The sequence below is a fragment of the Deinococcus misasensis DSM 22328 genome, from assembly GCF_000745915.1.
Classification (GTDB): domain Bacteria; phylum Deinococcota; class Deinococci; order Deinococcales; family Deinococcaceae; genus Deinococcus_C; species Deinococcus_C misasensis.
Genome location: NZ_JQKG01000011.1, coordinates 81370 through 105390, shown reverse-complemented (window position 1 = coordinate 105390; position 24021 = coordinate 81370). Strand labels below are relative to the sequence as shown.

The following is a 24021-nucleotide window of genomic DNA, read 5'->3' as shown; positions in this document are numbered from 1 at the left end:
AGAGGGGGTTCTTTGCAGGTGGGTTTCAGGGCTCTTGAAGCACCCCAAGAATGCGGTCTGGATCGTTCTGATCCCGTTTTCCCCTGAGCACATAGGTGCCCCGAACCAATCCGCTGAGCTGCAGGTGAAACTCCTCGGGTTGTCCAGAGTCCTGACAGCGACTGATCCAGTTCAGGAAAGCTTCGTACTGGTCTGCACTGAAGTCCTGCTGCAGGGAACGAAAACGCATGGTGCCTTTCCAGTGCCCAACCAGTTCACGGATGCTTTTGGAAAACGTCACCGTGTGGTTTTTCAGGTCGATCAGGAAAGTGGACATCCGTGCGGTTTTCTGGGCCTCTTCGAGGTCGTAATTGAGTTTTTCCAGATGGTCGCGGTACTGGATGCTTTCGGTCTGGTCCTGAATCTGCGCCACCAGAAAACGGGCAGAGCCGTCTTTGCGCCAGATCAAAGAGACATTCAATTGGGCCCAGAGCAAACGGCCTTCGCGGGTCACATACCTCTTCAGCAGTTGATAGGTCTCGATTTTGCGTTCCAGCAGCAGTTTCAGGTAGCTGAGGTCCTGCTGCAAATCCTCTGGATGGCTGACCTCCTGAAAATTCATGGTCAGCAACTCCTCGCGGGAATACTTGAGCAGGTCGCAGAGGGCATCGTTGACCTGCAACCACTTGCCTTCAGGACTGACCAGAGCCATCCCGATGGCAGAATACTTGAACACCGAATAAAACACATTGTCGGTGGCGTGTTCCAGGGTTTCCTCTGGAGCATCGTGGTACACCAGCACACTGTATCCCTGTCCGCCGATCTCACGGCCAACATGCAGATGGTAATCGTTCAGGCGAAAATGGGTGGATCCGTCCACCAGTTGCAAATTGTCCGTGGCATATTGCAAAACCTCAAACAGCTCGGGGCTGGGTTCAATGAACCATGAGGTGTGCTTGAGGCTGCCATCCAATTGCAGGCGAAAAATGCACAACAGCTGCATGTCCTCCGGGCTGCCTGTCCTTGTCATGTTTCCTCCCCCATCTCCGGATTGTACCGGATTGTGCACGGTCATCTTTCAGGGGGTGTCCGCAAACCCGGTGAAACACCACGTCGTTGTTCGGCCAGAGAAAACTGGAAATTTTGCCCTCACTCAGGACAAACCCTTGCAAAAACAGTTTCAATTCAGAGATTTCAATATAATCAAGACAACATGTCCGTTCCCCAACGTTCCCAACCCCGCATTCTGATTGTGGAAGACAGCGTGGCCCAGTCCATGATGATGCAATCTTATTTGAAAGGCCAGGAGTATCAGGTGCTGATTGCCCGCACCGGACAATCGGCTCTGGAACAGGTGGCCCAAGCCGACCTGGTGATTCTGGATGTGATTTTGCCAGACATGAGCGGTTACGAAGTCCTCTCTTACATCCGTGAGCACCAGTTGCGCGTCAAGGTGATCATGCTCAGCACCCTTTCTGACACCCCCTTCAAGGTGAGGGGTCTGCGCAGTGGTGCCGACGATTACCTTGGAAAGCCCTTTGACCTGACTGAATTGGAAGCCCGCATTCAGGCCCTTTTGCGCCAGAATTTCAACCCGCTGGAAGCCACCACCGGCCAGATGCGCCTCAGCAAAGTGGACCAGAGCGTGCACATTGGCACCCAGAAAATCGAACTGTCCAAGCAGGAAACCGAACTGCTCTGGTACATGATGGAACACCCCGAGAAACCCCACTCCAGACAGGCTTTGCTGGACAACGTGTGGGGCCGGGATTTTCAGGGCGGTGAGCGCATCATTGATGTGATGATGGTGGCCCTGCGCAAAAAACTGGGCAACCGGGTGATCCAGACGGTGCGGGGTGTTGGCTATCAGTTGCACCCTGAAGAAGCCGGAAAAGCCTGATTTCCTGACATTGCATCAAAAAACCCGGATCATTCTGGGTTTTTGTTTTTCCCTCCGTTTTTCTCTCAGGGGGTCTTGAAGACCGCCAGAACCCGCATTTTCTCGGGGTAAGTGGTGAGGTGGGCAGGCATTTTCTTGCCACTGGCAAAGGGCACGTAAGAGTCTTCTTCCAGAGGCAGGCGGGTTTCAAAGCTGACCTGCACTGGGTGGTCCTGCACCAGCACCTGTCCGGGGGTCAGGGTGTACTTGAAGGCCGCATTCTGAGCTGTGAAATTGACCACCAGAGGTTTCTGGGGCGCAGCAGGCTGAAACAGCACAATCAGGGTGGGGTTTTGGGCTTGCTCTGCAATGGCCACCATCGCACTGCGCAAACTGATGTGGGCTTTGCGCGAGAGGTCCATCACCCCCTGCGCACTGATGCCATGCCGGTTCAGCACCTCTTGCAGGGTTTCTGGCTCGATCAGGATGTTGGCCGCTCCCCAGTCACAGAGTTTCTCGATGACCTGCTCCAGACTGTCCCCTTCAAAGTCTTCGTGGATGTCGCTGAGGAGGTCATCGTCATCGAGCAAGAGGGCATGGGCGATTTCGTGGGCCAGCGTGAATTTCTGGCGGTTCAGGTCTCTGGTGTTGTTGATGATGATGGCCTTGTGCTCAGGATCGTAGGCCCCATCGCGCTCTCCGAGGTCCATGAACACCAGTTTGGTGCCTGCTGCCTCACCAAGGCTGTACAGGTCTCTGGCCTGATGGGTTCGGGCAAAGTCGAGGGCCAGTTCACGCATGCGGGCTTTGTGCTGGGGTTTGGGGTCCATTCAATCTCCAGAGAGGATGGTTTGCCAGGCTTGACCCAGATGCTGGGAGACATCTGAGGCTTGCAAGCCATACTGGTGAAGTTTAAAACACAAGTCCCCTGCCCGTCCATGCAGATACACCCCACACAGGGCTGCGTGGGTGGCAGACAGACCTTGACCCATCAAACTGGCAATGATCCCTGCAAGGGTGTCCCCCATCCCTGCCGAAGCCATGCCGGGATTTCCAGAGGTGTTGATCCAGACCTGCTCTGCATTGGCAACAACGGTGGGACCGCCTTTCAGGACCACCACACCGCCATACTGGGCTTGCAAGGCTCGGGCAGATTGGATGGGGTCTTTCAAGAGCTCTGGAATGGTGGTTTCCAGCATTCGGGCGGCCTCCCCGGGGTGAGGGGTGAACACGGTTTTATTATGGCCTTTGCTCTTCAAAACGACCTGGAGGGCATCCGCATCAAGCACCACTGGAAGGTGTTTTTCCAGCACGTCCAGAGCCACCTGAGGGGCCTCCTCGCCGAGACCCATCCCGAGGGCAACCGCCCCTTTGAAAGGCAGGTGCTTTGCCTCCTGCCATGACTGGATTTCATGTCCAATGGATTCCATTGGGGCGTGTTCCACAGGCACTGTGCTGGAAAAACGCACCAGTCCACTGCCCGTTCGCAAAGCTGCAAGGGCACTCAATGCCACACATCCGGTCATGCCTTTGCGACCCCCAAGCACCCACACTTCACCCGCACTGCCTTTGTGGGCGCTCTGGTCACGGTCGGGAAGCCACAGGCGCACGTTTCTGGATTCCAGCGTCTGAACGGTGGTGAATTGCTCCATGTGGCTTTCAGGCACCCCGATGGAAAGCACTTCGGTGCGTCCACTCCATTTGCGGGCCGGATCAAACAGGTGACAGGGTTTCAGACCTGCCAGAGCCAGCGTCACAGTCGCCTGAATGGCCTGCTCAGGCTGTACAGCCACATCCGCCTCAATTCCTGAAGGCAAATCAATGCTGAAAATGGGCAACCCACTGGCATTCAGGGCTGCAATCACCTCCTGAAACTCTGGTTTAAGAGGAGGCCGAAACCCGGTCCCCAACAGGCCTTCCAGCACCACATCGGAGGCTGGAAAAGCGCCATGCAAGGCGTCTGCGTTCAGGGGTTCCAGAGCACCAAAAACCTGCCATTTTTGCACACTGGCAGCGTGGGCCTCTGGATGGGCCAGCACCCTCACCCTGTGCCCGAGGGCCAACAGGTGACGGGCAGCCACCAGTGCATCTGCTCCATTGAAGCCTTTTCCGGCCACCACCAGCACCCTTGCCTCTGGAGCATGAAGGTGCAGCCTTTCGGCAACACTGCGACCTGCATTTTCGACGGTCACTTCCAGCAAACCGTGGTCCAGCAGGGACTGGTCCAGAGCCCGGATTTGTGCAGAGGTGAAAACAAAGTGCATGGTTACCTCTGCACGAACAGGAACACCACCACCACGGCAATCAGGATGTAAAAAGCAATCACCCCGAATTTGACGGTGGACGGCTGGGCACGGCTTTCCTCGCGAGCTTTTTCGCTGATGGCCCGCTGTTCAAACCGCTGGCTTTTCTTGAGGGACTTGATGGAATCCCCAATGCGTTTCTGTTTGCGCTGCAAAACCGCCAGATTGTTGTGCGCAAGGTGGTACTCGGGATTGAGTTCCAACGCCCTTTTGTAAAGACTTTCGGCCTCCTGGTTGTTTCCAGCTTCCAGAGCCAGATTCCCGAGGTTGGTGATGGCCCGGAAGTGTTTGGGGTCCGCCTGAATTGCCTGATCGAAGTGCACTCTGGCCTGCACGGCATCTTTCAGGCGCACATGCAACACCCCAATGCGGTTGAGGGCTTCGGCCCGGGTGTAAGGGTTGTCCAGAGCCTGCTGCAACACGCGGGTCAGTTCTTCAGGCTGGTTGATCTCTTTGTCTTCGGTCTGTTGCAGGTTTTCGATGGCCCCCTTGAGGGCTTCAGGCGAAAGAAACTCGCGCAAAGGTTCAAGGTTGGGAACCTGTCTGAGGGCTTTCAAGAACTGTTTGGAGCGCACGGCACCCAGCAACGCGATCATGGCCTGCACCGCTGCCAGCATCTCTGGGTGGTACTCCCCCACCAGTTCCAGTGCGCGGATTCTGCCTTCTGCTTGCTCGAAATTGCCGGATTGAATGGACTCCCGCCAGTCCAGCGGGGTCTTGCTGTCGGTCATGAGCAGTATTGTATAGCTTTCTGCGAGATGCCGTCAGCGGTGCAAGGTGAGATTTTACGGCAGACACAAAGTCTGACTTTTGACATGTCAGCTGAAAAAGCATTCAGCATTCAGCCCTCAGCAATCAGTGAAAAGACCACCCAGAGGCTTTGGCTTTCGAAAACTGCAAGACCCAAAACAAAGCCTGCTCAGGTTTTGCAAGCTTGATGGAGAAGCAAGCAGACTTTCCTTCAGGCTGACTGCTGAACGCTGATCCTGAGGGCTTTTGATACAACACCGCCAAGTGCAACGCCCTTGTACTCACCCTGCGTGACAGGGTCAGCGCAAAGTCACTGTCAGGCCATGCCAACAGAGAGAGCCATCAGCAGTCAGCGATCAGCAGTCAGCAATCAGGACAGTTTTCTGGCTGCCTTTTGAACGGAAAGTCTGAGTGGCTTTCCGTTTGTGGCTTTTTGTTTTGCTGTTTGCAAAAGCCTTTTGGTGAGCTTTTTGCTGAAAGCTGATGACTGATCGCTGAACGCTTTTTCAAGTGACATGCCAAAAGTCAGACTTTACGCTTACCCTGCCCTGCGTGAGGCTTCAGGCCTCTTGCAATCCCAGAACCCCGAGCACTTTGCGGGTCAGGTCGTTCTGCTCGGGTTTGAGGTTGAGGGGACCCCGCACATCTTCGGTGGGCACATCCATGCAGAAATCGATGGGCTCAAAACCTGCTGGGCAGGGCAAATCCCCCTCCACATAAGTGTGGGCAGAGGTGCGCCATGAAAATGTCCAACCCTGTGCTTTGAGGATCTGGAAATCAAGGCGGTCTGTGGTGCGGTACACCTGACTGGCCTTCTCGGGGCGCAAACGCAAGTTGGCACTCTGGAAAGCATTGACTCCAGAGCCAATCACCAGACGGGTCAGGTCATAACCGCTGACGTTCTTCACCACGATGCCCCCCGCCTCCACAGGTCCATTTTCGCTGAGGTAAGTCAGGCCCAGCACTTCATGGCGGAACGGGTTGGCATTCAATTCCCCAAAGCCTCCTCTGGCCAAATACGCCCCGAGCGTGAGGTTCACCTTTGCGGCCCGCAGGCGCACCCCCTCTGGGAGGTGTTGGTGAAGGTCAGGCAGGGTTTCGGTGGCATCTGTCACCAGCAGGAGGTCTTCGAGTTCCAGTTTCATGCCCCCATCATAACACTGCTGGTTTGCACAGCAAAAGTTTGTTTAGGGGTGTGCAGGGGAAGGTTTTTGCATGGAGCAAATGGATTTTGGATCTGGTTTTCTGTCCAAAAAACAGCACCGCTTTGCAAATCAAAACGGTGCTGCAGGCTTTTGTGGATTTTACTTGAGAGACGCCAGCAAAGATTTGGCCTCTGCAAGATCGCGTTTGGCCCAGAAATCGGTGGCTTCCAGTTTGACTGCAGCTTCCAGAATGGAAATGGCTTCCTGACGGCTCTTGTTTTTGGTGCGGCGGTTTCCGTCTTTCAGGAGGGCCTTGGCGAACTCCAGACGGTGAATGATCTGGTCGGGTTCCAACTGAATGCCTTTTTGCATGTTGGGACGCACGTTGTCAAAGTCTGCCCCCAGAGGTCCGGACACCAGAGCACCTTTGCTGGAGATTTCTGCATTCCAGACGGCCAGAGCCACGTAAGCCCCTGCAAGTTTGGAGTCCAGTTTGATGGCGGTTTCCAGTTCACGGCGAATCTCTGGAGCAATGGGCAGGCTTTCCAGAATGCCCACAAACTGGGCTTTGCGCCCGAGTGCCCGTGCCAGTTCGAAGTGTGCCAGTCCACTGTTTTTGTCCAGTTGAATGGCTTTTCTGGCGTAATCTTCGGCTTTCTCGTAGATGGCACGACGCTCATTTTCGGGTTGCAGGGCACCGCTGTAACTGGTGGCTCTGGCTGCGTAAGCGTAAGCTTCAGCGGTGTTGAGGGTCAGGGCCATGGTCACGGCCCCTTTGGTGTCCCCTTTTTCCAGCAGGTTGACAACATCGTTGGTGTTGGCGGCAAGGGCAAGGGAGCCAAAAGCAAGGGCAAGGGTCACGAGGATTGAGCGCATGTGTTCCTCCAGAAGGTTGTTGGACTTGGTATAGATTAGGACCGAGTATAGCAAAAATCCATGTGGGTTGCATTCATGCTCGGGGGATTGGATGAAAGGATGAAGGGTGGGGGGCATTGCCCGATGCCGAGAGCCGAGAGCCGAGAGCCGAGAGCCGAGAGCATGGTGTAAGCCATATCAAAATCGTCAAGGGGTGGGTCTGCAATCCCAAAAGCTTTGGCCAAAGCTTTCTTTGCCCTCGGCCCTATGCTCTCGGCATATACCCTTCTGCCTTCTGCCTTCTGCCTTCTGCCTTCTGCCTTCTGCCTTCTGCCTTCTGCCTTCTGCTGCTCTTATTGCCCTCGGCCCTCAGTTCCCGATGATCCCAAATCCGTACACTGGTTTACTTTCTGGTTTAAACCGTATAATCATTGCAGACCAAAAGAACACCACCCGAGGAGTCATGCAATGCAAACCACCTGGCTGAAAATTCTGGAACACTTGCGGCCCTCGCTGCGCGGCCAGCGAGACGAACACGGTCATGTTGGCAGCCTGCGCTGGCTGGAAAAACAGATGGAAGCCAAAAACGCCAATCCCCACGCGGTCAGGAACATCATCTACCGTGAGATTGGCACCGCCGAAGACAAGAGCACCCTGTTTCAGATCATTGCCAGCCTGTACGAGCAGAACAACATGGAGTTGCCAGAGCCCCCTGAAGGGGCCAGGGATGTGGCCTCAAGCAGGGTGATGAAGCAGGCCTCTCAGCTTCTGGGCAGGCAAAAGAAACGTGCTTATCGGCAGTTCATTGCAGGAATTCGGACTGGGCGTGCACCTCGCATGGTGGTGGTGGGACGCAACGGTGTGGGGAAAACCATCCTGATTGACCATCTGGAGCGCTCTTTGCGTGAACTCGGGGTGCAGGAAAGCTACCGCCTGATGCTGGATGGTGAGATTGCACCTGCCCTCACCAGCATTCTGGAGCTTTCCGGGGCCAATGCGGAAAGTCTGGCAAGGCTGCACTCGGGGCTGCCTTTTGCTGTGCAGGCCAGTTTGCAGCATGAAGTGGCCCGCCTGATCCGTGAACGCATGGAAGGCAAAACCCTGTTGATCCGCATTGGGAATGCCCCCAACACCATTGCTGGAACCCAACCCAGAAATGCACTTGGAGAATCCATCAGCCTGTCAAGGTGGGTGTGGGAAAACCTGTTTTTGCCTTTGCAGACCACCTCCACCAGTGTGCTCTTGGCCCTCAGCGATCCCAGAGAAGTGCACCCCCACTACAAGGGCGAGGTGATCACCCTGAAGCCTCCCACGCTGGAAGAGGCCCGCAGGTTCCTGACCACCCGCATGCCTGCCACCCCCAGTGAAGCCGACCGCCTGATTCGCCAGAGTGGTCGCAATCTGGAACAACTGGCCCTGATTGCAGGACTTTCCGCTCTGGGCAGTGGGGCAAGGGTGCACGATGTACGCACCGTCCTGAGCGATCCCGAGGTTCGGGCACTGTTGACTGTGCTGGCTGCAACCATCCTGCCCGGAGAGTCCAGCGCTCCGCGTTTTGTGGTGGAACATGCGTTGGGGCGTCCTCTGGGGACCCTGCCAGAGGTGTACCGCAACCTGATGGACGACACCTCCAGCAAAACCGTGCGGGTGGTGTCCCGTGATCTCTTGCCAGAGGTCAAAAAGCACCTGCGCCCCGATGAACTTGCCCGCGCCCACCGTCTGGCCTCCGAAGCATATGCCAGAGCCCTCGAAACCGCCCGTGAAGGTGAAAAAGCGGTCTATGAGGAACGCATGCTGGCCCACCTTGCCCGCTCGGGTGCCTGGGCCGAAGTGATCCAGTGGGTGTCCAAACACGGTGAGCGGTATGGGGTGCTGGCAGATGCATGGGCCAGAGCCAGACGGCAGGTGCATGGTGCAGTGCTGGAATCTCTGGCCCGTGTGGTGGCCGGATATTACGCTGCTCTGGGGCAATATGCCCACCCGGACGCCAGAGACGCCATCAGCGTGATGCTGGAAAGCAACGACACTGGAGCACGCGCATGGGGCCGGGTCAAACTGGCCGAAAGTGCCATTGACCGTGCTGCCTACGAGGCAGCACAGAACCTCCTGAACAATCAGGACATTCAGGATGTGCTGTCTGGCAAGGAAACCAGTGAAATCGCAAGGGTGACCCGCGCAGAGGCCGTGCTGGTGCAAGCTGCTCTGGCCCGTTGGCAAGGGGATTTGGAAGCGGCAACCCGTTTTGTGAATCAGGCAGTGGAATACGCCAGCGAAGCCGACTCGACCCTCTCCAACCGCACCAAGTTGTGGCGCGGCCTGATCATGAAAGACTCGGGCCACTGGACCGAAGCCCTGAACGACCTTTCTGCGATTCTGGACCGCGATCCTTTGCTGTATGCAAGGGCACGTTATCAGGAAGGGGATTTGAGGCTGCGTCTGGGACAACCTTTCCCTGCTGTCACTGCCCTCAAAGAAGCCCACGATGCTCTGGAAAGTGCAGGTGCGGCTCTGGAAGAACGGGCCAGAGTCACTGCACGTTACGCCACCGGCCTCAGGCGTCTGGGCCGAATTCCAGAAGCCAAAGCCCTGATGGATGAGGCTGAGCGTCTTTCGCAGGGCACCGATCCGGTGATTCAGGCCCGTGTGATTTCGGAAAAAGCCCCCATCATGCTGGCGATGGAAAATTTCCGCGAAGGGTTGCGTCTGGCACAAGCAGCAACGCAGGCACTCAGGAACGGCACCGAACGCAGGCAAGAAGCCCAATACCGGGAATGGAGGGCCAGTTACCGCATCGGACTGGCTTACCTTGCCCGAGGTCTGGGAAACCCGTACCTGCCTCCTTTTCCGGGACCCACTTTTGACCATCCAGACATTCAGGTGGCCCGCAACATCCTGCACCGTGTGCTGGCAGAAGCCACCCCTTACACCCACACCGCAGACCGCTACACCATCCTGATCACGGACATCTTGCTCAATCTGGCTGCCGCAGAGCCAGATGCCAGCAAAGCTCTGGTGCATGCCAAACGGGCTCTGGAACTCACCAACCACAGTTATGCAGAGGCACAGGTCAGGGCCACCCTTGCCGATGTTTACCTCAGAATGCACGAACCAGACAAAGCCCTTGCGGAAGTCAACCGTGCCCATGCCCTGCTCAGAAGGGCCGCTCTGGGCATGCAGGACCCCAGCAACCAGACCCGCCCCGATCCCGGCGTCACCAGTGCCCTGATCAGTCTGGAAGCCAGAGCCCTCATGCAAACCGAACCGGACCTCAAATCCACCCTGATGTGGGTCAAAACCGCCATGCAGGACCCGGACCTCTCGGGCTTCAAAGCCAGCGTGATGCGGGAAATTGGAAAGGCTCTGGAGGAGTCCAAGCAACCCGAGAGGGCATTGACCGTGATGTTGGAGGTCTTTCCGCAACTCAAGGGCTGTGAACTCAGTCCCAGAGATGCGCTGAGCATGCTGGTCTGAAGGAAGGCCGAGAGCCGAGAGCATCGTGTCATACGTGTAAAAAATCCTCAAGGGGGAATGTAGGGGCGAGGCGTGCCTCGCCCTTCATCGCATTTGCCAGAGCCTTTTTTGCCTACTGCTTTCTGCGTGGGCGAGGCGTGCCTCGCCCCCACAACCAACTGCCTTTGGCTTTTTTGCTCTCGGCCCTTGGCCCTCTGCTTTCTCACTTCTGTGCTTTTGTTCACATTTGAAATAGTTAAAAAATAGAATTATTTATTCATGCAAGAAGATCCCCCTTCCCGTGAAGACTGCATCCAGTTCATGCATGCCTGGAGGCATTTCTTTCACTCCATGAAACGGGGCATGCTCAGGGACATCGAGCAAGAGTTGAACATCGACGCCTCAGACATGCCCTTGCTGCAAGCCCTGCAACAGGGATGCCAGTACCCCAGCGAGGTCAGCCAGAGTTATGGGATGGCCCCGCCCATGGTGTCCCAGATGATTGTCAGAACCGTCAAGCAAGGGCTGGTGGGCCGTGAACTCGATCCTGAAGACTCAAGGCGCATTCGCCTGAACCTGACCGATCAGGGAAAAAGCGTGGTGGACCATGCCCACCGCTATCTGGAAGCCCGGTTTCTCAACAGTGGACTCACTGCCGCGGAATTGAAACACCTCACTCAAGGACTCATCAAACTCGGGGAAGCACTCAAGGAGGAAGCATGACACAGGCCGCACCACCTCAGCCCCAGATGCCACAGTTCACCCAGCAACAAAAGATGGCCACTTTGCTGGGCGTGCTGTTGGCGCTCTTTCTGGCTGCTCTGGACCAGACCGTGGTTTCCACAGCCACACCAGAGATCATCAAGGATCTGAAATTTGAAACCAGTTGGATCACCTGGCTCACCACCGCCTACCTGGTGACCAGTACCGCCACGCTGCCCATCTGGGGGAAACTCTCTGACCTTTATGGCAGACGCCGCATTGTGGTTGCAGGGGTGATCCTGTTCACCCTCGCCAGCATGCTTTGTGGTCTTGCACAAGATCCCACCCAACTGGTGCTGTACCGTGCCCTGCAAGGTCTGGGGAGCGCCGCCATCTTCTCCACGGCTTTTGCGGTGGTCGGTGACATTTTCACCCCTCAGGAACGCCCCAAATACCAGGGTCTGTTCGGCGCAGTGTTCGGGCTTTCCAGCGTGATTGGACCTTTCGCTGGCGGTCTGCTGACCGACTACGTCAGCTGGAGGTGGGTGTTTTACATCAACGTTCCAGTTGCAGCCGTGGCCCTGTGGTTCATTTTCAGCAAAATGCCTCCCCTGCAATCTGGACGCAGAGGCAAGATCGATTACGTGGGTGGCGCACTGCTGCTGATTGCCGTGATTCCCTTGCTGCTGGCCCTCACCCTTGCACCAGACACCTACGCATGGGGAAGCGCACAGATCATCGGGATGTTCGCAACTTCTCTGGTGGCCTTCATCCTGTTTGTGGTTCAGGAGATCCGCACGGGTGAGCCCATCGTGGACATGAAGCTGTTCAGCAACCGCACCTACAGCATCACTGCCATTGCCGCTTTCCTGATGGGTGCAGCCTTCCTTGGCACCATCGTGTTCTTGCCCCTCTTCATGGTGAATGTGCTGGGGGTCAGTGCCACCCGAGCTGGAGCATCTTTGACCCCCCTGACCCTCGGTGTGGTGCTTGGAAACGTGCTGAGTGGACAACTCGTGGCCCGCATCGGCAAATACAAACCTGTGCTGCTGGGCAGTCTGGTGCTTTTGCTGGCCGGCTTCCTGATTCTGGTGTTCACACTGCACCCCGATGAATCTCAAGCCAGCATTGTGGCTAAACTGGTCCTCTTGGGGATTGGTCTGGGACCTTCCATCCCCCTTTACACCCAACTGATGATCAACACCGCCCCCAGAGACAAAATCGGCATGGCTTCTTCCAGCGCAACCTTCTTGCGTCAGATGGGCAGCACCATTGGGGTGGCTGTGCTCGGGACGGTGTTTGCCAGCTCCCTCACCCACCAGTTTGAAACCCGCGTCACCCCTGTGGTGCCTCAGGAAATGAAAGCGATGTTTGCCAGCCAGCAAACCCGTGGTGGTGAAGGCAGCAGCCAGACCTCTGGCTTCGATGAGAAGAAAATCACTTCTGAAGTGCACCAGAGGTTTGAGGACCAGAAGAAACTGGCCAAAGCTGCCCTGATTGACAATGAACCTGCAGCCATGAAAAAACTGGCCCAGGACCCCAACACCCCCGAGGCTTACCGCACCACTCTGGCCAGCGGTGAGGTGTCTGCACAGGCCAAACCTTACCTCAAAATGGCCTACGACAACACCGTCAAACAACTGGACAAAGCAGATCAAAAAGCCGCCAGTGCTGTCCATGATGTTTCCGTGGCCTTCAAAACCGCCTGGACCGAAGCCATCCGTGGCATCTTCGAAGTGGGTCTGATTGTGGTGGTGCTCGGGATGATCGTGACCGCCCTGATTCCAGAGGTGCCTTTCATCAAACAAGGTGGACCCAGACAGGGGCCTCCTGTGATGGAATAAGTTTACAGTTGTCAGTTCACAGCCAACAAAAACCTCCGCCACTACAGCGGAGGTTTTGAACTGTGATTGATGATTACTGCTTGGCAGCAGCGTACAGCTCAGCCACTTTGTCCCAGTTGACCACATTCCAGAAAGCAGAGATGTAGTCAGGACGGCGGTTCTGGTAGTTCAGGTAGTAAGCGTGCTCCCAGACGTCAAGGCCCAGAATGGGGGTGCCACTGAATCCGGCCACGGCATCACCCATCAGGGGGCTGTCCTGGTTGGCGGTGGAGCCCACAGCGAGGCTGCCGTCAGGCTTGACCACGAGCCAGGCCCAGCCGCTGCCGAAACGGGTTGCGCCTGCAGCAGCAAATTTCTCTTTGAAAGCGTCCACGGAACCGAAAGCGGCTTCGATGGCTTCTTTCAGTTCGCCCTTGAGCTCGGTGCCGGTGCCCAGAATTTGCCAGAAGAAGCTGTGGTTGACGTGCCCACCAGCGTTGTTGCGGAGGGGGCCACGCTTGGCATCAGGGACCTTGGAGAGGTCCTTGATCAGTTCTTCAGCAGAAAGGGCTTGCAGGTCTTCGTGACCTTCCAGAGCAGCATTGGCATTGTTGATGTAGGCCTGGTGGTGCTTGCTGTGGTGGATCTCCATGGTGCGAGCATCAATGTGGGGCTCCAAAGCATCGTAAGCGTAAGGCAGTTGGGGTAATTCGTACTTAGGCATGGGTGAACCTCCAGAAAAATGTGTTGCCCGAATTGGCACGACTCTCATCATACCGATTCATGAAGGGTGGGAAGGGGGCTGGATTACACTTGTCCCTTGATTTGGTACAGCAAAAGGCAGAAGGCCACACAAGCACATCTCCACAACCAAACACGAGAGCCGAGAGCCGAGAGCCGAGAGCCGAGAGCCGAGAGCCGAGAGCATCATGCGATATGTGGCAGACAAGGTCAAGGGAACCTGTAAGGGTGAGTGGGCAGAGGGATCAGCGCCCAGCGCGAAGCGCCTCAGTGCGAACCCGGCTGGTGCACGTTGTCAGAGGCAAGAAGCGCGTAGTTAGGGCAAGACAGAACGCGATTCCTCGTTTTGCACAAGACAGCATGCCTCACCCTGCAGCTTTAGCCAGAGCATTGTTTTTGCCCTCGGCCCTTGGCGGGTCGAAGACCCTTAGGCTGCAGTCAGCAAACTGCGTTGCCTCTGGATCAGGATCTGCAAGAACAGTTCTTCGTCCTCGGGGGTGATGAAGATTTTGCCTTTCTGGTGTTCGAGCAGGATGCCTTTGGTGGTGGTGGTGGCAATCACCTGAATGTTGCCCTGTTCACTGGTGTAAAGGCCTGTGAAGTAACCGGGCACCCCGGTTCCAACCAGACGCATGTTGATGGATGGAGAAAGCACATAGGCTTTCAGGTCACGGATGGGCAAGACCTTTTGACCAGAGAAACCCCGCAGGATCACCGTCTGGTCGGTGATGATGTATTTCATCCGCAAAGGGCCCAGCACGGCCAGCAAACAGATGCCCAAAATCAGCAAGGAGATCACCAGCAACACGAAACTGGGCAGGAAATTTTGAACTTCAGCGTTTCGGGTGACCCAGAAGACGTAACCGGTGAGCAGCAACATCACTGCACTGAAAATCCACCAGAGGGTCAGACGGGATTTCTCGGGGGGGTGGGGCGTAAAGACTGTTTGCATTGAAAATCCACCTCATCGAAGAGAAAGTCCTTGAATTTCAGGTCTTTCTCATTCTATGACGTTTCCTTACAATTGCGTGCTTTTTCCGTTAAATCTGGACCGGGTTTAAGCTTCAGTGCGAAGAACGCTGTGGCAGATCGGTTTCTGCGCCTCCCAGAGCCAACCATGCCACGCGCATGTCCTCTGGAACCTGTGCGTGAAGATGCAAAACTTTTCCGTTTTCAGGGTGCGGAATGTCCAGACTGAGGGCATGCAAGGCTTGACGGGAAATTTGAGGTGCAGCTTTGCCGTATACCTCATCTCCCAGAATCGGGGCCTTGAGGTGCTGCAAATGAACCCGAATCTGGTGGGTGCGTCCAGTGCGGGGTTTTGCCAGCACCAGACTGTACCACCGACCAGAGTCATCACGCACTTCAGCAAGGGTCTGGAAGTGGGTTTGGGACTCTCTGGAGGCTGCTCCGCCGACGGTCATCATCTGGCGCTGCACGGGGTGACGACCCACAGGTGCATCCAGCGTGATGGTTTTCCCATTGTTGACCCGCCCCACCGAAATGCACAGGTAGGTCTTTTTGGTCTCCCGTTCCTTGAAGGCCTCTGCGAGTTTGGCATGGGCCAGCACGGTTTTGGCCACCACAATGACGCCAGAGGTGTCCTTGTCCAGACGGTGCACAATGCCGGGTCGGTAACCTTCATCGCCAAAGTCTTTGTCTGCATCAGGAAGCTGGATCCGGCCCATCAGGGCATTCACCAGCGTTCCAGTCACGATGCCCTGTGCAGGGTGGGTCATCATGCCCCAGGGCTTGTTGACCGCGATCAGGTGTTCATCCTCGTAAATCACGTCCAGAGGGACATCTTCAGGGACGACTTCGCTGGGCTTCTCTGGAGGGATCTGAAAGGTGACCTCCTCTCCCCCTTTCAGCTTGAAGCTGGGCCGGGTGATGGGTTCGCCAGAGACACACACCAGTCCAGCCTCAATCCACTGCTGGACCTGAGACCGGGAGTATTCGGTGTGCAAACTGACCTGTTGATCCAGACGGCCTTTTTCAGCCGTGAAAAGGTGGGTGTCCACTCAGGCTTCCCGGATTTCCTGAGGGGTGATGTGGTAACGGGTGCTGCACCAGTCGCACACCACTTCCTGACCGCCTGCATCGATCATTTCCTGACGCTCTTCCTGAGAAAAGTACTGCAAGCTGTCGAGGGCTTTCTCTCTGGAGCAGCGGCACTGCAAGCGCACAGGAAGGGGATCCTCGACCTGCACAAAGCCCAGACCTTCAGTGGCCCGTTCAATGACTTCCAGCAGACTGCGGCCACGCAAAGCCTCTGTGACGGACCCCAGACCCTGAATGTTTTGCTCCAGTTGTTGCAGGGTGGCCTCACTGGCTCCGGGCATCACCTGAATCAACAGGCCTCCGGCGGTGTGCACTTTGCCCCCTTCCAGATAAACCCCGAGCAACAGGGCACTGGGCACCTGTTCGCTTTTCACAAGGTAGTAGGTGAGGTCATCGGCAATCTCACCACTGACCAGCGTGGTGGTGGAGGTGTAAGGGTCGGTGTTCTCCAGCAAACGCATCACGGCCACATCGCCGTCGTTGCCGACCAGACCGCCCACATCCAGTTTTCCGTCGGTTTCTCTGGGGGGAAGGTCTGCGTGGGGATTGGCCACATAGCCACGAACGCTGCCATCGGTGCTGCCTTCGGCGAGCAGATAACCGATGGGACCCCCTCCCTGAATGCGCAGGGTGACCCGGCTTTTTTCGTGCTTGCTGATGACCTGCGCAAACAGGGCAGCTCCGGTGATGAGCCTCCCGAGGGCAGCAGTGGCGGTGGAAGACAGGTTGTGCCGGTCTCTGGACTCTTGAACAATTTCGGTGGTGTGGGCGGCCAGCACGCGCAAAGTGCCTTCGGCGGCCGTGCCCTTGATCAGATACGAACTCACTCCAGAATTTTACGGGAAAAACGGAAAGCGCGGGGTAGATAAAGTTACTTTGGTGGAATGCAGAAGGCTAAAGGCCAAGGCAACTTCAAACCTCTGGCTTTTGCTTGGAGGGCGAGGCACGCCTCGCCCCTACGGTGGTGGTAACGGGTTTCCTGCCTTCTGCCTTCTGCCTTCTGCCTTCTGCCTTCTGCCTTCTGCCTTCTGCCTTCTGAAACTGAAAAATCGCCTCCCTTTCGGAAGACGATTCTCTGTCCAGAGCGATCTTTACTTGGCCACCAGCACCAGCACACCCCGTCCACACAGACCATAATTGGTCCATTCTCCCCCGAGGTTCACGGTGGCGTTCAGGTCCACCTGTGAGGCACCCTCGGCCCAGTTGCAGGTGTCGGTGACGCGGTACCAGTTTTTGCCAGTTCCGGGCCATGGGAGGACGAAATTCACGTTGCCAGACCAGCCGTTGTAGGCCACATAGATGGCGTTGTTGGTGGTGGCTCCAAATTCAGTGGCGTCGATGCGGTAAGCGATGGCATGGTTGCTGGAATTGCCGAAGTATGCACTGTCTGCCACAGAACCGTCAGGTTTGAACCAGCGCAGTTGTTCCATCACGTTGCCGTTGTTGTCCACGCTGGAGTAGAAGTTGCTGGGGCGCAGGGCAGGCTGGGCTTTTCTGAAGGCAATCAGGTTCTGGGTAAAGGTTCTGAAGTTCTGCTGGTCGGTGGTGAGGGAGTAATTCAACCAGTTTCCAGAGGAATCGAGGTTGTAGGCGTTGTTGTTGCACTGTTGGGTGCGCAGGAATTCATCGCCACCGTTGAACATGGGGACCCCGGCACTCAGCATCATGAAGGCCATGCCATTGCGGGCGGCTTTTCTCTGGTCTGCAGCGATCGCCCCCTGATCCCAGCTGTGGTTGTTGTCCTCTCCCCCGTCACTGACACCGTAAGGCCATGCCTGCGTGTTGTTTTTGCCGTTGCAGGAGTACAGGTCTTTGAGGGTGAATCCGTCGTGGGCCACCATGAAGTTCACGCTGTTCCAGGGTTTGCGTCCATCGTCCTGATAGAGGTCACTGGAGCCTGCAAATCGGCTGGCCAGTTGTCCGGGGGTGATGGCTTCGATGCCCATCTGGTTCTGGTCTTTTCTAAGTGTGTCGCGGTAAATGCCGTTCCACTCGCTCCATCCAGAGGGGAAATTGCCCACCTGATAGGAGTTTCCGCCGATGGCCCAGGGTTCTGCAATCAGGTCCACGCCACTGCCTCCAGCAGCGGGTCTGGGAGGCACGTCCCGAACAATGCGGTTCAGGGCATTGTTGCTGTCCATCTTGTCGAAGTTGTAGCAACCGTGCTCGCAGGTGTTGCCCAGCACCGAGGCGAGGTCAAAACGGAAACCATCCACTCCGAGTTCATCGCGCCAGTATTTCAGGGAGTCCACAATCAGGTTCTGGGCGATGGGGTTTCTGGTGTTGTAGTTGTGCCCGATGCCGGTGTTGTCCCAAAAGTTCTGTTTGTCGGCAGTCAGGGAGTAGTAAGTGGGGTTGTCGAGTCCACGGAAGCTGTAGATGGTGGCGGTGTTGCTGGTGCCCCAGGTTCCGCCTTCTGCAGTGTGGTTGTACACCACATCGATGTACACTTTGATGCCCCGGTCGTGGAAGGCTTTGACCATGGCTTTGAATTCTCTGGTGGGGCCTCCAGCCGTCTTGTCGCAACTGTAACGGCGGTCTGGTGCAAAGTAATTGACGGTCATGTAGCCCCAGTAGTTGTCCCCGTTGGTGCTGGTGGCGGATTTTCCAGAGGCTGCGTCGGTGACATCGTTGCTGTCGTTGTCGGTTTCCTGCACCGGGAGAAATTCCACGGCAGTCACCCCGAGGCTCTGGAGGTAAGCAGCTTTCTGGGCTGCACCTGAGTAGGTTCCCGCGCAACTGGTGATGCTGCTGTCTCCTCGGGTCAGGCCGCGCAGGTGCACTTCGTAAACCACATCGTCTTTCTGGGCTCGGGTGGGTTTGGTGCCGTAGGTGGTGGTGTCTGTTCTGAGCACGATGCCTTTGGGAGCCACGTTGCCAGAGTCGGTGTTGCGATAGGTGGGCCCTGAAGCGTAGGCAAAGCCAGTGTAGTTCCCAGAGGTGGGGCTGGTGGGATCGTGGGACACTTCCAGAGCGTAAGGATCCAGCAAAAGTTTGTTGGGATTGAAGCGATTGCCGTTTGCGTCCACATCGCTGATGAATCCAAGGCTGCTGCCTTTGGTCCAGCTTGCATTGTAGGTCCAGTTGGGCCCCCATGCACGGTAGCCGTAGTACACCGTGGAAATGCCTGCACCGGTCAGACTGGAGACCGGCACAGTCACCCGCCAGATGTTGGTGGCTGCATCTTTGGTGAGCGTGTATTTGAGTTTTTCTGCAGTTCCGGCAGCCTGTGCGTACAGGTAAACTTCAATGCGGGTGGCCTGAGAGGAGTACACCCTGAAGGTGACGTGGGTGGTGCCCGTCACGGTGCCTGTGGAATCGGTGTAACGTGCGCCCAGAGCGGTTGCACTGAGGGCTTGCTGTCCCACTTCTGTATTTTCTGCGGGGTCTTGAAGGTCTTGCTGAACAGGAACCTGCGTTCCGCAGGCAGCGAGGGCAAGCATCAGGGTGAATCCGAGAATGGTTTTGCGCATGGTGACTCCTGAGGCACAAAAGCCTCTTGCCCCGCAACACGGGACAGAAAAGACCATCAAAGGAAAAAGCAGGCTGCAAAGCAGCGTCCTTTGAACACAGGGCATGAATCGACTGCACCACTCTGGTGGTGGGTCTGGTTGTTTGAGTAACCAAATGCTAACACTTTCCAGAGGCAATGCCAACACGAACAATGGCAAAATTGGAATCAATTCCAAAATTTGTCTAGACATAAATCACAGGAATCTTACAAACCATGATCCAAAATTCCCATTGACAAGATTTTATGAGATTCAATCGGTTTTTTGATCTCTGCTTTCGCAAAATAGCGTTTGAAAAGAGCATTTCTCGATCCAGAATTTCTCAGAAAACCATACTTTTTTCATTTTTTGCCCTCGAGAGCCATTTCATTGTCCAAGTTCGTTTTGAATCAAAGAGAGAGACAGGTGGCTGTTGTCGCCCTGCAACTTGTATAAACACTGTTTGGGTGCCCATTAAAAAGAACGATGTATCGCAAGAAACCTCCACCCATGACAGGTGGAGGCCAGCATCCAACCCGGATCAAAGGTGGGTGGGAATGCTCTGGGGAAATTTGAAAAAATTCTCTGGGTCGTATTGCTTCTTGACCGCCACCAGACGGGGCAGGTTCTCGGCGTAGTAAGCCTTCAGGTAATCCTTGATGTAGTGGTCCACGTAATTCACGTAGGCACCGACTGTGTAAGGAAGCATGGCCACACGGAATTCCTCGGCCCAAGCAATGGTTTTTGCACCGTCCTGAGGGGCCGTCCAGTACGCATCAAACTGGATCACAAATTTGGCATCCCGGTAATACATGGCGGTGGCATCTTTCGCCACCCGACCGACTGCACCCCCTCCACCCAACAACTGCACCATCGAAGGTTGGCTGGGCAGACTGGACAGCAAGGGTACCTCGTCCAGATGCTTTTTCATGAGTGAAATGGCTTCCATCGGCAGAATCTGGTTCACCACCCCAGAGGTGCTCTTGAAAATCTGCTGGTCGGTGTGTGGGTTGATGTTCCACATGGGATTCACTGGATTGACCCCCAGCATGACTCGGGTGGCCATCAGGGAAGGCAAAGTCTGGATGTTGATGGAAATGGGTGGCACCTGCAACATTGGGGCCAGCAATTCCTGAATGAGCGGAAGTTGAGCATCGCTGTCCGGGGTGTACTGGCCGTACAGTTTGACGATTTTGGGAGCCTGCTGGGAAACCGTGTGTGGCACAGCAAGCATCAGGATGCTGGAGATGCTGTCATCGGTGGTGGGAGCCCAGTGCTGGAAAGCGTCTACAACAGCTTCAAAGGTCTCCCAGAGGTAATTCACCTCGAACAGCACCACATTGCCCACCGGATGCACTTTGAAGGTGAATTCCGTGGCGATCCCGAAATTGCCCCCTCCTCCACCCCGGCACGCCCAGAACAGATCGGGGTTTTCGGTTTCGCTGGCGGTCAAAAGGTTGCCCTGGGCATCCACAATTTTGACCTCAAGCAGGTTGTCACACATCAAGCCCCACTTGCGGGACGTGACCCCAAATCCACCCCCGAGGGTCAAACCTGCCAGTCCCACCGATGCCCCGGTTGCCCCCGGCAAGGTGACCCCCACCTCTCCGAGGTCTTCAAACATGTCCACCATGGCGATGCCTGCACCAATGCGGGCCACCCCTGCATCGCTGGACACCCGCACAAAGTTGATGTCCGAGACATCAATGATCACCCCTCCTTTCACCAGAGAGGAGTACGCCTCGTAATTGTGGCGTCCGGCACGCACACGGAAAGGAAGATGGTTCTCACGCACATAACGGATGGCGTTTTGCACATCTTCGGAATCCTGACAGAACACCACCGTGATCGGCTCTTGACGGTCATACGGTGCCCATGCAGCAAAACCTTCTCGGGCCTCATTCCATCCGGGGTCTCTGGGGGTCAAGATGCGTCCGGTCAACTGCGCTTTCTGGGTCAAGGGCTGGGTCATGAATGGCCTTTCCGCACCCATCTTCATCCGAGGACGGTGCTTGCACGTGAAAATGCGAATTCAAAAAGAGATGTGCTGCAAGTGTATACCCTGTGTTCGCACGCCACATCCATGATTTAAGAACAAAAATTTAAGGGGTTTCAGGTATTCAAAAACAGCCAGGGTTGCTCTGGCTGTTTCAAGATGGGCAGGATGGGCATTTCAGGGTTGTCCTGAGCCCTGTTGTTCCATTTCCTTCATCTTGTCCCTCAGGCTCTTGGGACGCATGTCGGTCCAGACCTCTGCAATGTGCCGCAGACACTCTGGCTTTGGTCCATGAAAGCCGGTGTCCGTCCAGCCCAGAGGGATTTCACGTTCTGCTGGCCAGATGCTGTACTGCTCCTCGTGGTTCACCACCACCATGTAAAGGGTCTGGTCTTCTTTTTCATACATACAGGGTTCTCCTTGATGGCCCCATCATAAAAAGAGCAAAAGAAGACTTCCTCAGGGAAATCCCCATCAGGCGTGGTGCGCGATCCAGACCCCTCTGGCCATGAAGGCATGCGCTTCAAACTTTGCTTTCAGACCGGCTTTCTGAAAAGCCTGCTGCATCTCAGCAGGTGAAAACAACCCAAGCACATGCTCCTCCTGATGCACATCAATACCTTGCGGCGTCCCGATCATGTAATGGAATTTGATGATGCTCTGGTTGCCCCTGCGTTCGGGGATGTGCATGCGGCACACCTTGATGTCGCGCAGCATCACTTCACGCACATGCACTGCTGGAGGGTCCACCACGAATTCCTGAGGGGTGAGCCACGGTTCCACCAGAACCACCCCATTGGGAGCCAGATGCTTTTTGAAATTGTTCAGGGTGGCCTGCAACCGTTCCAGCGTTTGCACATACCCGATGCTGCTGAACAGACACAGGATCACATCGTATTTCTGACCCAGCTCAAAATCGGCAAGGTCACCGACAAACACTTTCGCTCTGGGGGCATTCTGGCGGGCGATGTCCACCATGTTGGGGTCCAGATCAAAAGCCTCAGCCTGAAAATCCGTGAAGAATTTGAGGTGTCCTCCGGTTCCACAAGCCCCTTCCAGCAGGCGTTTTCCACCATTGCCATGCTGCCGAATGAGCTTCTGAACCAGAAAAGCCTCGGTGTGGTAGTCCTTGAAACTGTGGATGGCGTCGTAGAACTGGGCGGTTTTGGAGTACATCAGGGAACAGTATAAGGCCGAGAGCCGAGAGCCGAGAGCATGTTGCTGTGCGTCCAGAAAACCATCAAGGGGAACTGTAGGGGCGCAGCGTGCTGCGCCCTGCTCGCTTTAGCAAAAGCTTTTTTGCCCTCAGCCCTCGGCAGGCGCAGCCTTCTTACACCACTTCCAGAGCCCTTGGCCGATACGCCACAGCTTCTGCCACATGCACCTGCTGGATGTCTTCGCTGCTTGCAAGGTCTGCGATGGTGCGGGCCACCCTCAGGAGGCGATCATAACCGCGTCCGGTCAGAGAGAGTTGCTGGCTGACAGCCATCAGGAAACTGGAGGCCGCTTCGGACATTCGGGTGACTTCGCGGAGTTTCTGACCCACCAGAGTGGCATTTCGCATGCCCTGACGTTGCTGCATGAGGGACCGGGCTCTGGCGATGCGTTCACGGACCACCAAAGTTTTTTCACCTTCTGGAGCACGGTTGAGTTCTTCGATGGTCAGTCTGGGCACCGTCACGACCAGATCGATGCGGTCCAGCAAGGGGCCAGAGATGCGGGACATGTAGCGGGAGCGCTCTGCTGGCGTGCAGGTGCAGGGTTTTTCGGAGTCTCCAGCCCATCCGCAGGGGCAGGGGTTCATGGCAGCAATCAGTTGAAAACGGGCTGGATAGGTGACGCTGGCTCTGGCACGGGAAATTTGCACGATGCCGTCTTCCAGAGGTTGCCGGAGGGTTTCGAGGCTCTTGCGGTTGAACTCGGGGAACTCGTCCAGAAAGAGCAGGCCGTAATGGGCAAGGCTGACTTCACCGGGCTTGGGGATGCTACCCCCCCCAATCAAACCTGCATCGCTGACGGTGTGGTGCGGGGCACGGAAGGGGGGTCGGGTGATGAGGCCTCTGGCCCCGAGTTGACCTGCTGCACTGTGAATCCGGGTGACTTCCAATGCCTCTTCATCGGTCAGGGGGGGAAGCAAACTGGCTGAGCGTCTGGACAGCATGGTTTTGCCACTGCCGGGACTGCCGACCATCAGGAGGTTGTGCCCTCCGGCAATCGCAATTTCAAGGGTCCGTTTGGCCTGCGTCTGGCCTTTGATGTCACTGATGCACAAAAGCGCCTGTTCCAGAGGTTCCGGCTCAGGTCTGGGGGTGGCTTCCAGAGGTTTCTGACCGTTCAGGTGCTGGACGGCTTCCAGCAAGGTGTGGGGGGCGTAAACCTCCAGATCGTCCAGAATTGCAGCCTCTGGGGCATTCAGGTAGGGAAGCATCACTTTTTTGCCCATCTGCCTTGCCAACAGGGCCATGTTGATCATGCCGGGCACCGACCTGAGGCTGCCATCAAGGGCCAATTCTCCGGCCACCAGATAGTCCTGCAAGGCATTCTGGGGCAGCAATCCCTGCGCCATCAAAAGCCCGAGGGCCATCGGAAGGTCAAACAGGGGGCCTTCTTTGCGAAGGTCTGCGGGGGCCAGATTAACTGTGATTCTAGAAATCGGGAAAGATAATCCACTGTTGCGGATGGCTGCGCGGATGCGCTCTCTGGACTCGGAGACCGCCTGATCCGGCAACCCCACCAGATTGAAGGCAGGGAGGCCCGAGGACACGTCGGTTTCCACGGTCACCAGAAGGGCATCCACACCCATCAAAGAAACACTGCTCACCTGGGCTAACATGCCCACATTGTAA

At 56.1% G+C, this 24021-nt stretch carries 19 protein-coding genes; 4 read left to right on the top strand and 15 right to left on the bottom strand.

Annotation, left to right across the window (positions count from 1 at the left end):
* Positions 1-25: 25 nt before the first annotated feature.
* Positions 26-1009, bottom strand: coding sequence for a PAS domain S-box protein (locus Q371_RS25555; protein ID WP_169743815.1), 984 nt, complete (start codon positions 1007-1009; stop codon positions 26-28).
* 183 nt (positions 1010-1192) lie between these two features.
* On the opposite strand from Q371_RS25555, the gene Q371_RS09075 reads away from it, so the two are divergent.
* Positions 1193-1879, top strand: coding sequence for a response regulator transcription factor (locus Q371_RS09075; RefSeq protein ID WP_034339227.1), 687 nt, complete (start codon positions 1193-1195; stop codon positions 1877-1879).
* Positions 1880-1944: 65 nt separating this feature from the next.
* Here Q371_RS09075 and Q371_RS09070 read toward each other — a convergent pair whose 3' ends face one another.
* From Q371_RS09070 to Q371_RS09050, 5 genes are all read right to left on the bottom strand, one after another.
* The gene (locus Q371_RS09070) at positions 1945-2688 is read right to left on the bottom strand and encodes an ImmA/IrrE family metallo-endopeptidase (RefSeq protein WP_034339224.1); all 744 of its coding nucleotides are present in this window, start codon (positions 2686-2688) and stop codon (positions 1945-1947) included.
* Positions 2689-4122 (bottom strand): NAD(P)H-hydrate dehydratase, encoded by a 1434-nt coding sequence (locus Q371_RS09065; protein WP_034339222.1) that lies wholly within the window; start codon positions 4120-4122, stop codon positions 2689-2691.
* 2 nt (positions 4123-4124) lie between these two features.
* On the bottom strand, positions 4125-4892 hold the full coding sequence (locus Q371_RS25550; protein ID WP_051963837.1) for a tetratricopeptide repeat protein: 768 nt from the start codon (positions 4890-4892) through the stop codon (positions 4125-4127).
* A 579-nt stretch (positions 4893-5471) separates the two neighbouring features.
* Complete coding sequence (locus Q371_RS25545; RefSeq protein WP_051963835.1) at positions 5472-6056, bottom strand: FAD-binding oxidoreductase; 585 nt, start codon at positions 6054-6056, stop codon at positions 5472-5474.
* 159 nt (positions 6057-6215) lie between these two features.
* The gene (locus Q371_RS09050; RefSeq protein ID WP_034339219.1) at positions 6216-6932 is read right to left on the bottom strand and encodes a hypothetical protein; all 717 of its coding nucleotides are present in this window, start codon (positions 6930-6932) and stop codon (positions 6216-6218) included.
* Positions 6933-7379: 447 nt separating this feature from the next.
* Here Q371_RS09050 and Q371_RS09045 point away from each other — a divergent pair, with 447 nt between their 5' ends.
* From Q371_RS09045 to Q371_RS09035, 3 genes are all read left to right on the top strand, one after another.
* The gene (locus tag Q371_RS09045; protein WP_084571350.1) at positions 7380-10382 is read left to right on the top strand and encodes a tetratricopeptide repeat protein; all 3003 of its coding nucleotides are present in this window, start codon (positions 7380-7382) and stop codon (positions 10380-10382) included.
* 258 nt (positions 10383-10640) lie between these two features.
* The gene (locus Q371_RS09040; protein WP_034339216.1) at positions 10641-11084 is read left to right on the top strand and encodes a MarR family winged helix-turn-helix transcriptional regulator; all 444 of its coding nucleotides are present in this window, start codon (positions 10641-10643) and stop codon (positions 11082-11084) included.
* Positions 11081-12907, top strand: a complete 1827-nt coding sequence (locus tag Q371_RS09035) for an MDR family MFS transporter (RefSeq protein WP_034339213.1) — start codon at positions 11081-11083, stop codon at positions 12905-12907. Before Q371_RS09040 ends, Q371_RS09035 begins: the two co-directional genes overlap by 4 nt.
* 73 nt (positions 12908-12980) lie before the next feature.
* Here Q371_RS09035 and Q371_RS09030 read toward each other — a convergent pair whose 3' ends face one another.
* From Q371_RS09030 to Q371_RS08990, 9 genes are all read right to left on the bottom strand, one after another.
* Complete coding sequence (locus Q371_RS09030; protein WP_034339209.1) at positions 12981-13610, bottom strand: superoxide dismutase; 630 nt, start codon at positions 13608-13610, stop codon at positions 12981-12983.
* Positions 13611-14054: 444 nt separating this feature from the next.
* Positions 14055-14579: a PH domain-containing protein gene (locus Q371_RS09025; protein ID WP_034339207.1), complete on the bottom strand. Its 525-nt coding sequence runs from the start codon at positions 14577-14579 to the stop codon at positions 14055-14057.
* A gap of 112 nt (positions 14580-14691) precedes the next feature.
* Positions 14692-15648 carry an RluA family pseudouridine synthase gene (locus Q371_RS09020; RefSeq protein WP_034339204.1) on the bottom strand — a complete coding sequence of 319 codons (957 nt, stop codon included), beginning with the start codon at positions 15646-15648 and terminating at the stop codon, positions 14692-14694.
* A complete protein-coding gene (hslO, locus tag Q371_RS09015) occupies positions 15649-16515 on the bottom strand; it encodes an Hsp33 family molecular chaperone HslO (protein WP_245618299.1) in 867 nt (288 codons plus the stop codon).
* Positions 16516-16779: 264 nt separating this feature from the next.
* Positions 16780-19161 (bottom strand): glycogen debranching protein, encoded by a 2382-nt coding sequence (locus Q371_RS09010; protein WP_034339202.1) that lies wholly within the window; start codon positions 19159-19161, stop codon positions 16780-16782.
* Between the two features lie 559 nt (positions 19162-19720).
* A complete protein-coding gene (locus Q371_RS09005; RefSeq protein ID WP_034339200.1) occupies positions 19721-21151 on the bottom strand; it encodes an FAD-binding oxidoreductase in 1431 nt (476 codons plus the stop codon).
* Between the two features lie 201 nt (positions 21152-21352).
* Positions 21353-21583 carry an MbtH family protein gene (locus Q371_RS09000; RefSeq protein ID WP_034339197.1) on the bottom strand — a complete coding sequence of 77 codons (231 nt, stop codon included), beginning with the start codon at positions 21581-21583 and terminating at the stop codon, positions 21353-21355.
* Between the two features lie 66 nt (positions 21584-21649).
* Entirely contained in the window at positions 21650-22351 is a 702-nt protein-coding gene (locus tag Q371_RS08995; protein WP_034339193.1) for a class I SAM-dependent methyltransferase, read from the bottom strand.
* A gap of 154 nt (positions 22352-22505) precedes the next feature.
* Positions 22506-24008: a YifB family Mg chelatase-like AAA ATPase gene (locus Q371_RS08990; RefSeq protein ID WP_034339191.1), complete on the bottom strand. Its 1503-nt coding sequence runs from the start codon at positions 24006-24008 to the stop codon at positions 22506-22508.
* Positions 24009-24021 lie beyond the last annotated feature (13 nt).

Coding starts and splice junctions, on each gene's coding strand:
- Q371_RS09035 (WP_034339213.1), top strand. CDS start 11,081: ATGACACAGGCCGCACCACCTCAGCCCCAGATGCCACAGTTCACCCAG.
- Q371_RS09045 (WP_084571350.1), top strand. CDS start 7,380: ATGCAAACCACCTGGCTGAAAATTCTGGAACACTTGCGGCCCTCGCTG.
- Q371_RS09000 (WP_034339197.1), bottom strand. CDS start 21,583: ATGTATGAAAAAGAAGACCAGACCCTTTACATGGTGGTGGTGAACCAC.
- Q371_RS09025 (WP_034339207.1), bottom strand. CDS start 14,579: ATGCAAACAGTCTTTACGCCCCACCCCCCCGAGAAATCCCGTCTGACC.
- Q371_RS09010 (WP_034339202.1), bottom strand. CDS start 19,161: ATGCGCAAAACCATTCTCGGATTCACCCTGATGCTTGCCCTCGCTGCC.
- Q371_RS09030 (WP_034339209.1), bottom strand. CDS start 13,610: ATGCCTAAGTACGAATTACCCCAACTGCCTTACGCTTACGATGCTTTG.
- Q371_RS25550 (WP_051963837.1), bottom strand. CDS start 4,892: ATGACCGACAGCAAGACCCCGCTGGACTGGCGGGAGTCCATTCAATCC.
- Q371_RS09050 (WP_034339219.1), bottom strand. CDS start 6,932: ATGCGCTCAATCCTCGTGACCCTTGCCCTTGCTTTTGGCTCCCTTGCC.
- Q371_RS08995 (WP_034339193.1), bottom strand. CDS start 22,351: ATGTACTCCAAAACCGCCCAGTTCTACGACGCCATCCACAGTTTCAAG.
- Q371_RS25555 (WP_169743815.1), bottom strand. CDS start 1,009: ATGACAAGGACAGGCAGCCCGGAGGACATGCAGCTGTTGTGCATTTTT.
- Q371_RS09065 (WP_034339222.1), bottom strand. CDS start 4,122: ATGCACTTTGTTTTCACCTCTGCACAAATCCGGGCTCTGGACCAGTCC.
- Q371_RS25545 (WP_051963835.1), bottom strand. CDS start 6,056: ATGAAACTGGAACTCGAAGACCTCCTGCTGGTGACAGATGCCACCGAA.
- Q371_RS09070 (WP_034339224.1), bottom strand. CDS start 2,688: ATGGACCCCAAACCCCAGCACAAAGCCCGCATGCGTGAACTGGCCCTC.
- Q371_RS09040 (WP_034339216.1), top strand. CDS start 10,641: ATGCAAGAAGATCCCCCTTCCCGTGAAGACTGCATCCAGTTCATGCAT.
- Q371_RS09005 (WP_034339200.1), bottom strand. CDS start 21,151: ATGACCCAGCCCTTGACCCAGAAAGCGCAGTTGACCGGACGCATCTTG.
- Q371_RS08990 (WP_034339191.1), bottom strand. CDS start 24,008: ATGTTAGCCCAGGTGAGCAGTGTTTCTTTGATGGGTGTGGATGCCCTT.
- Q371_RS09075 (WP_034339227.1), top strand. CDS start 1,193: ATGTCCGTTCCCCAACGTTCCCAACCCCGCATTCTGATTGTGGAAGAC.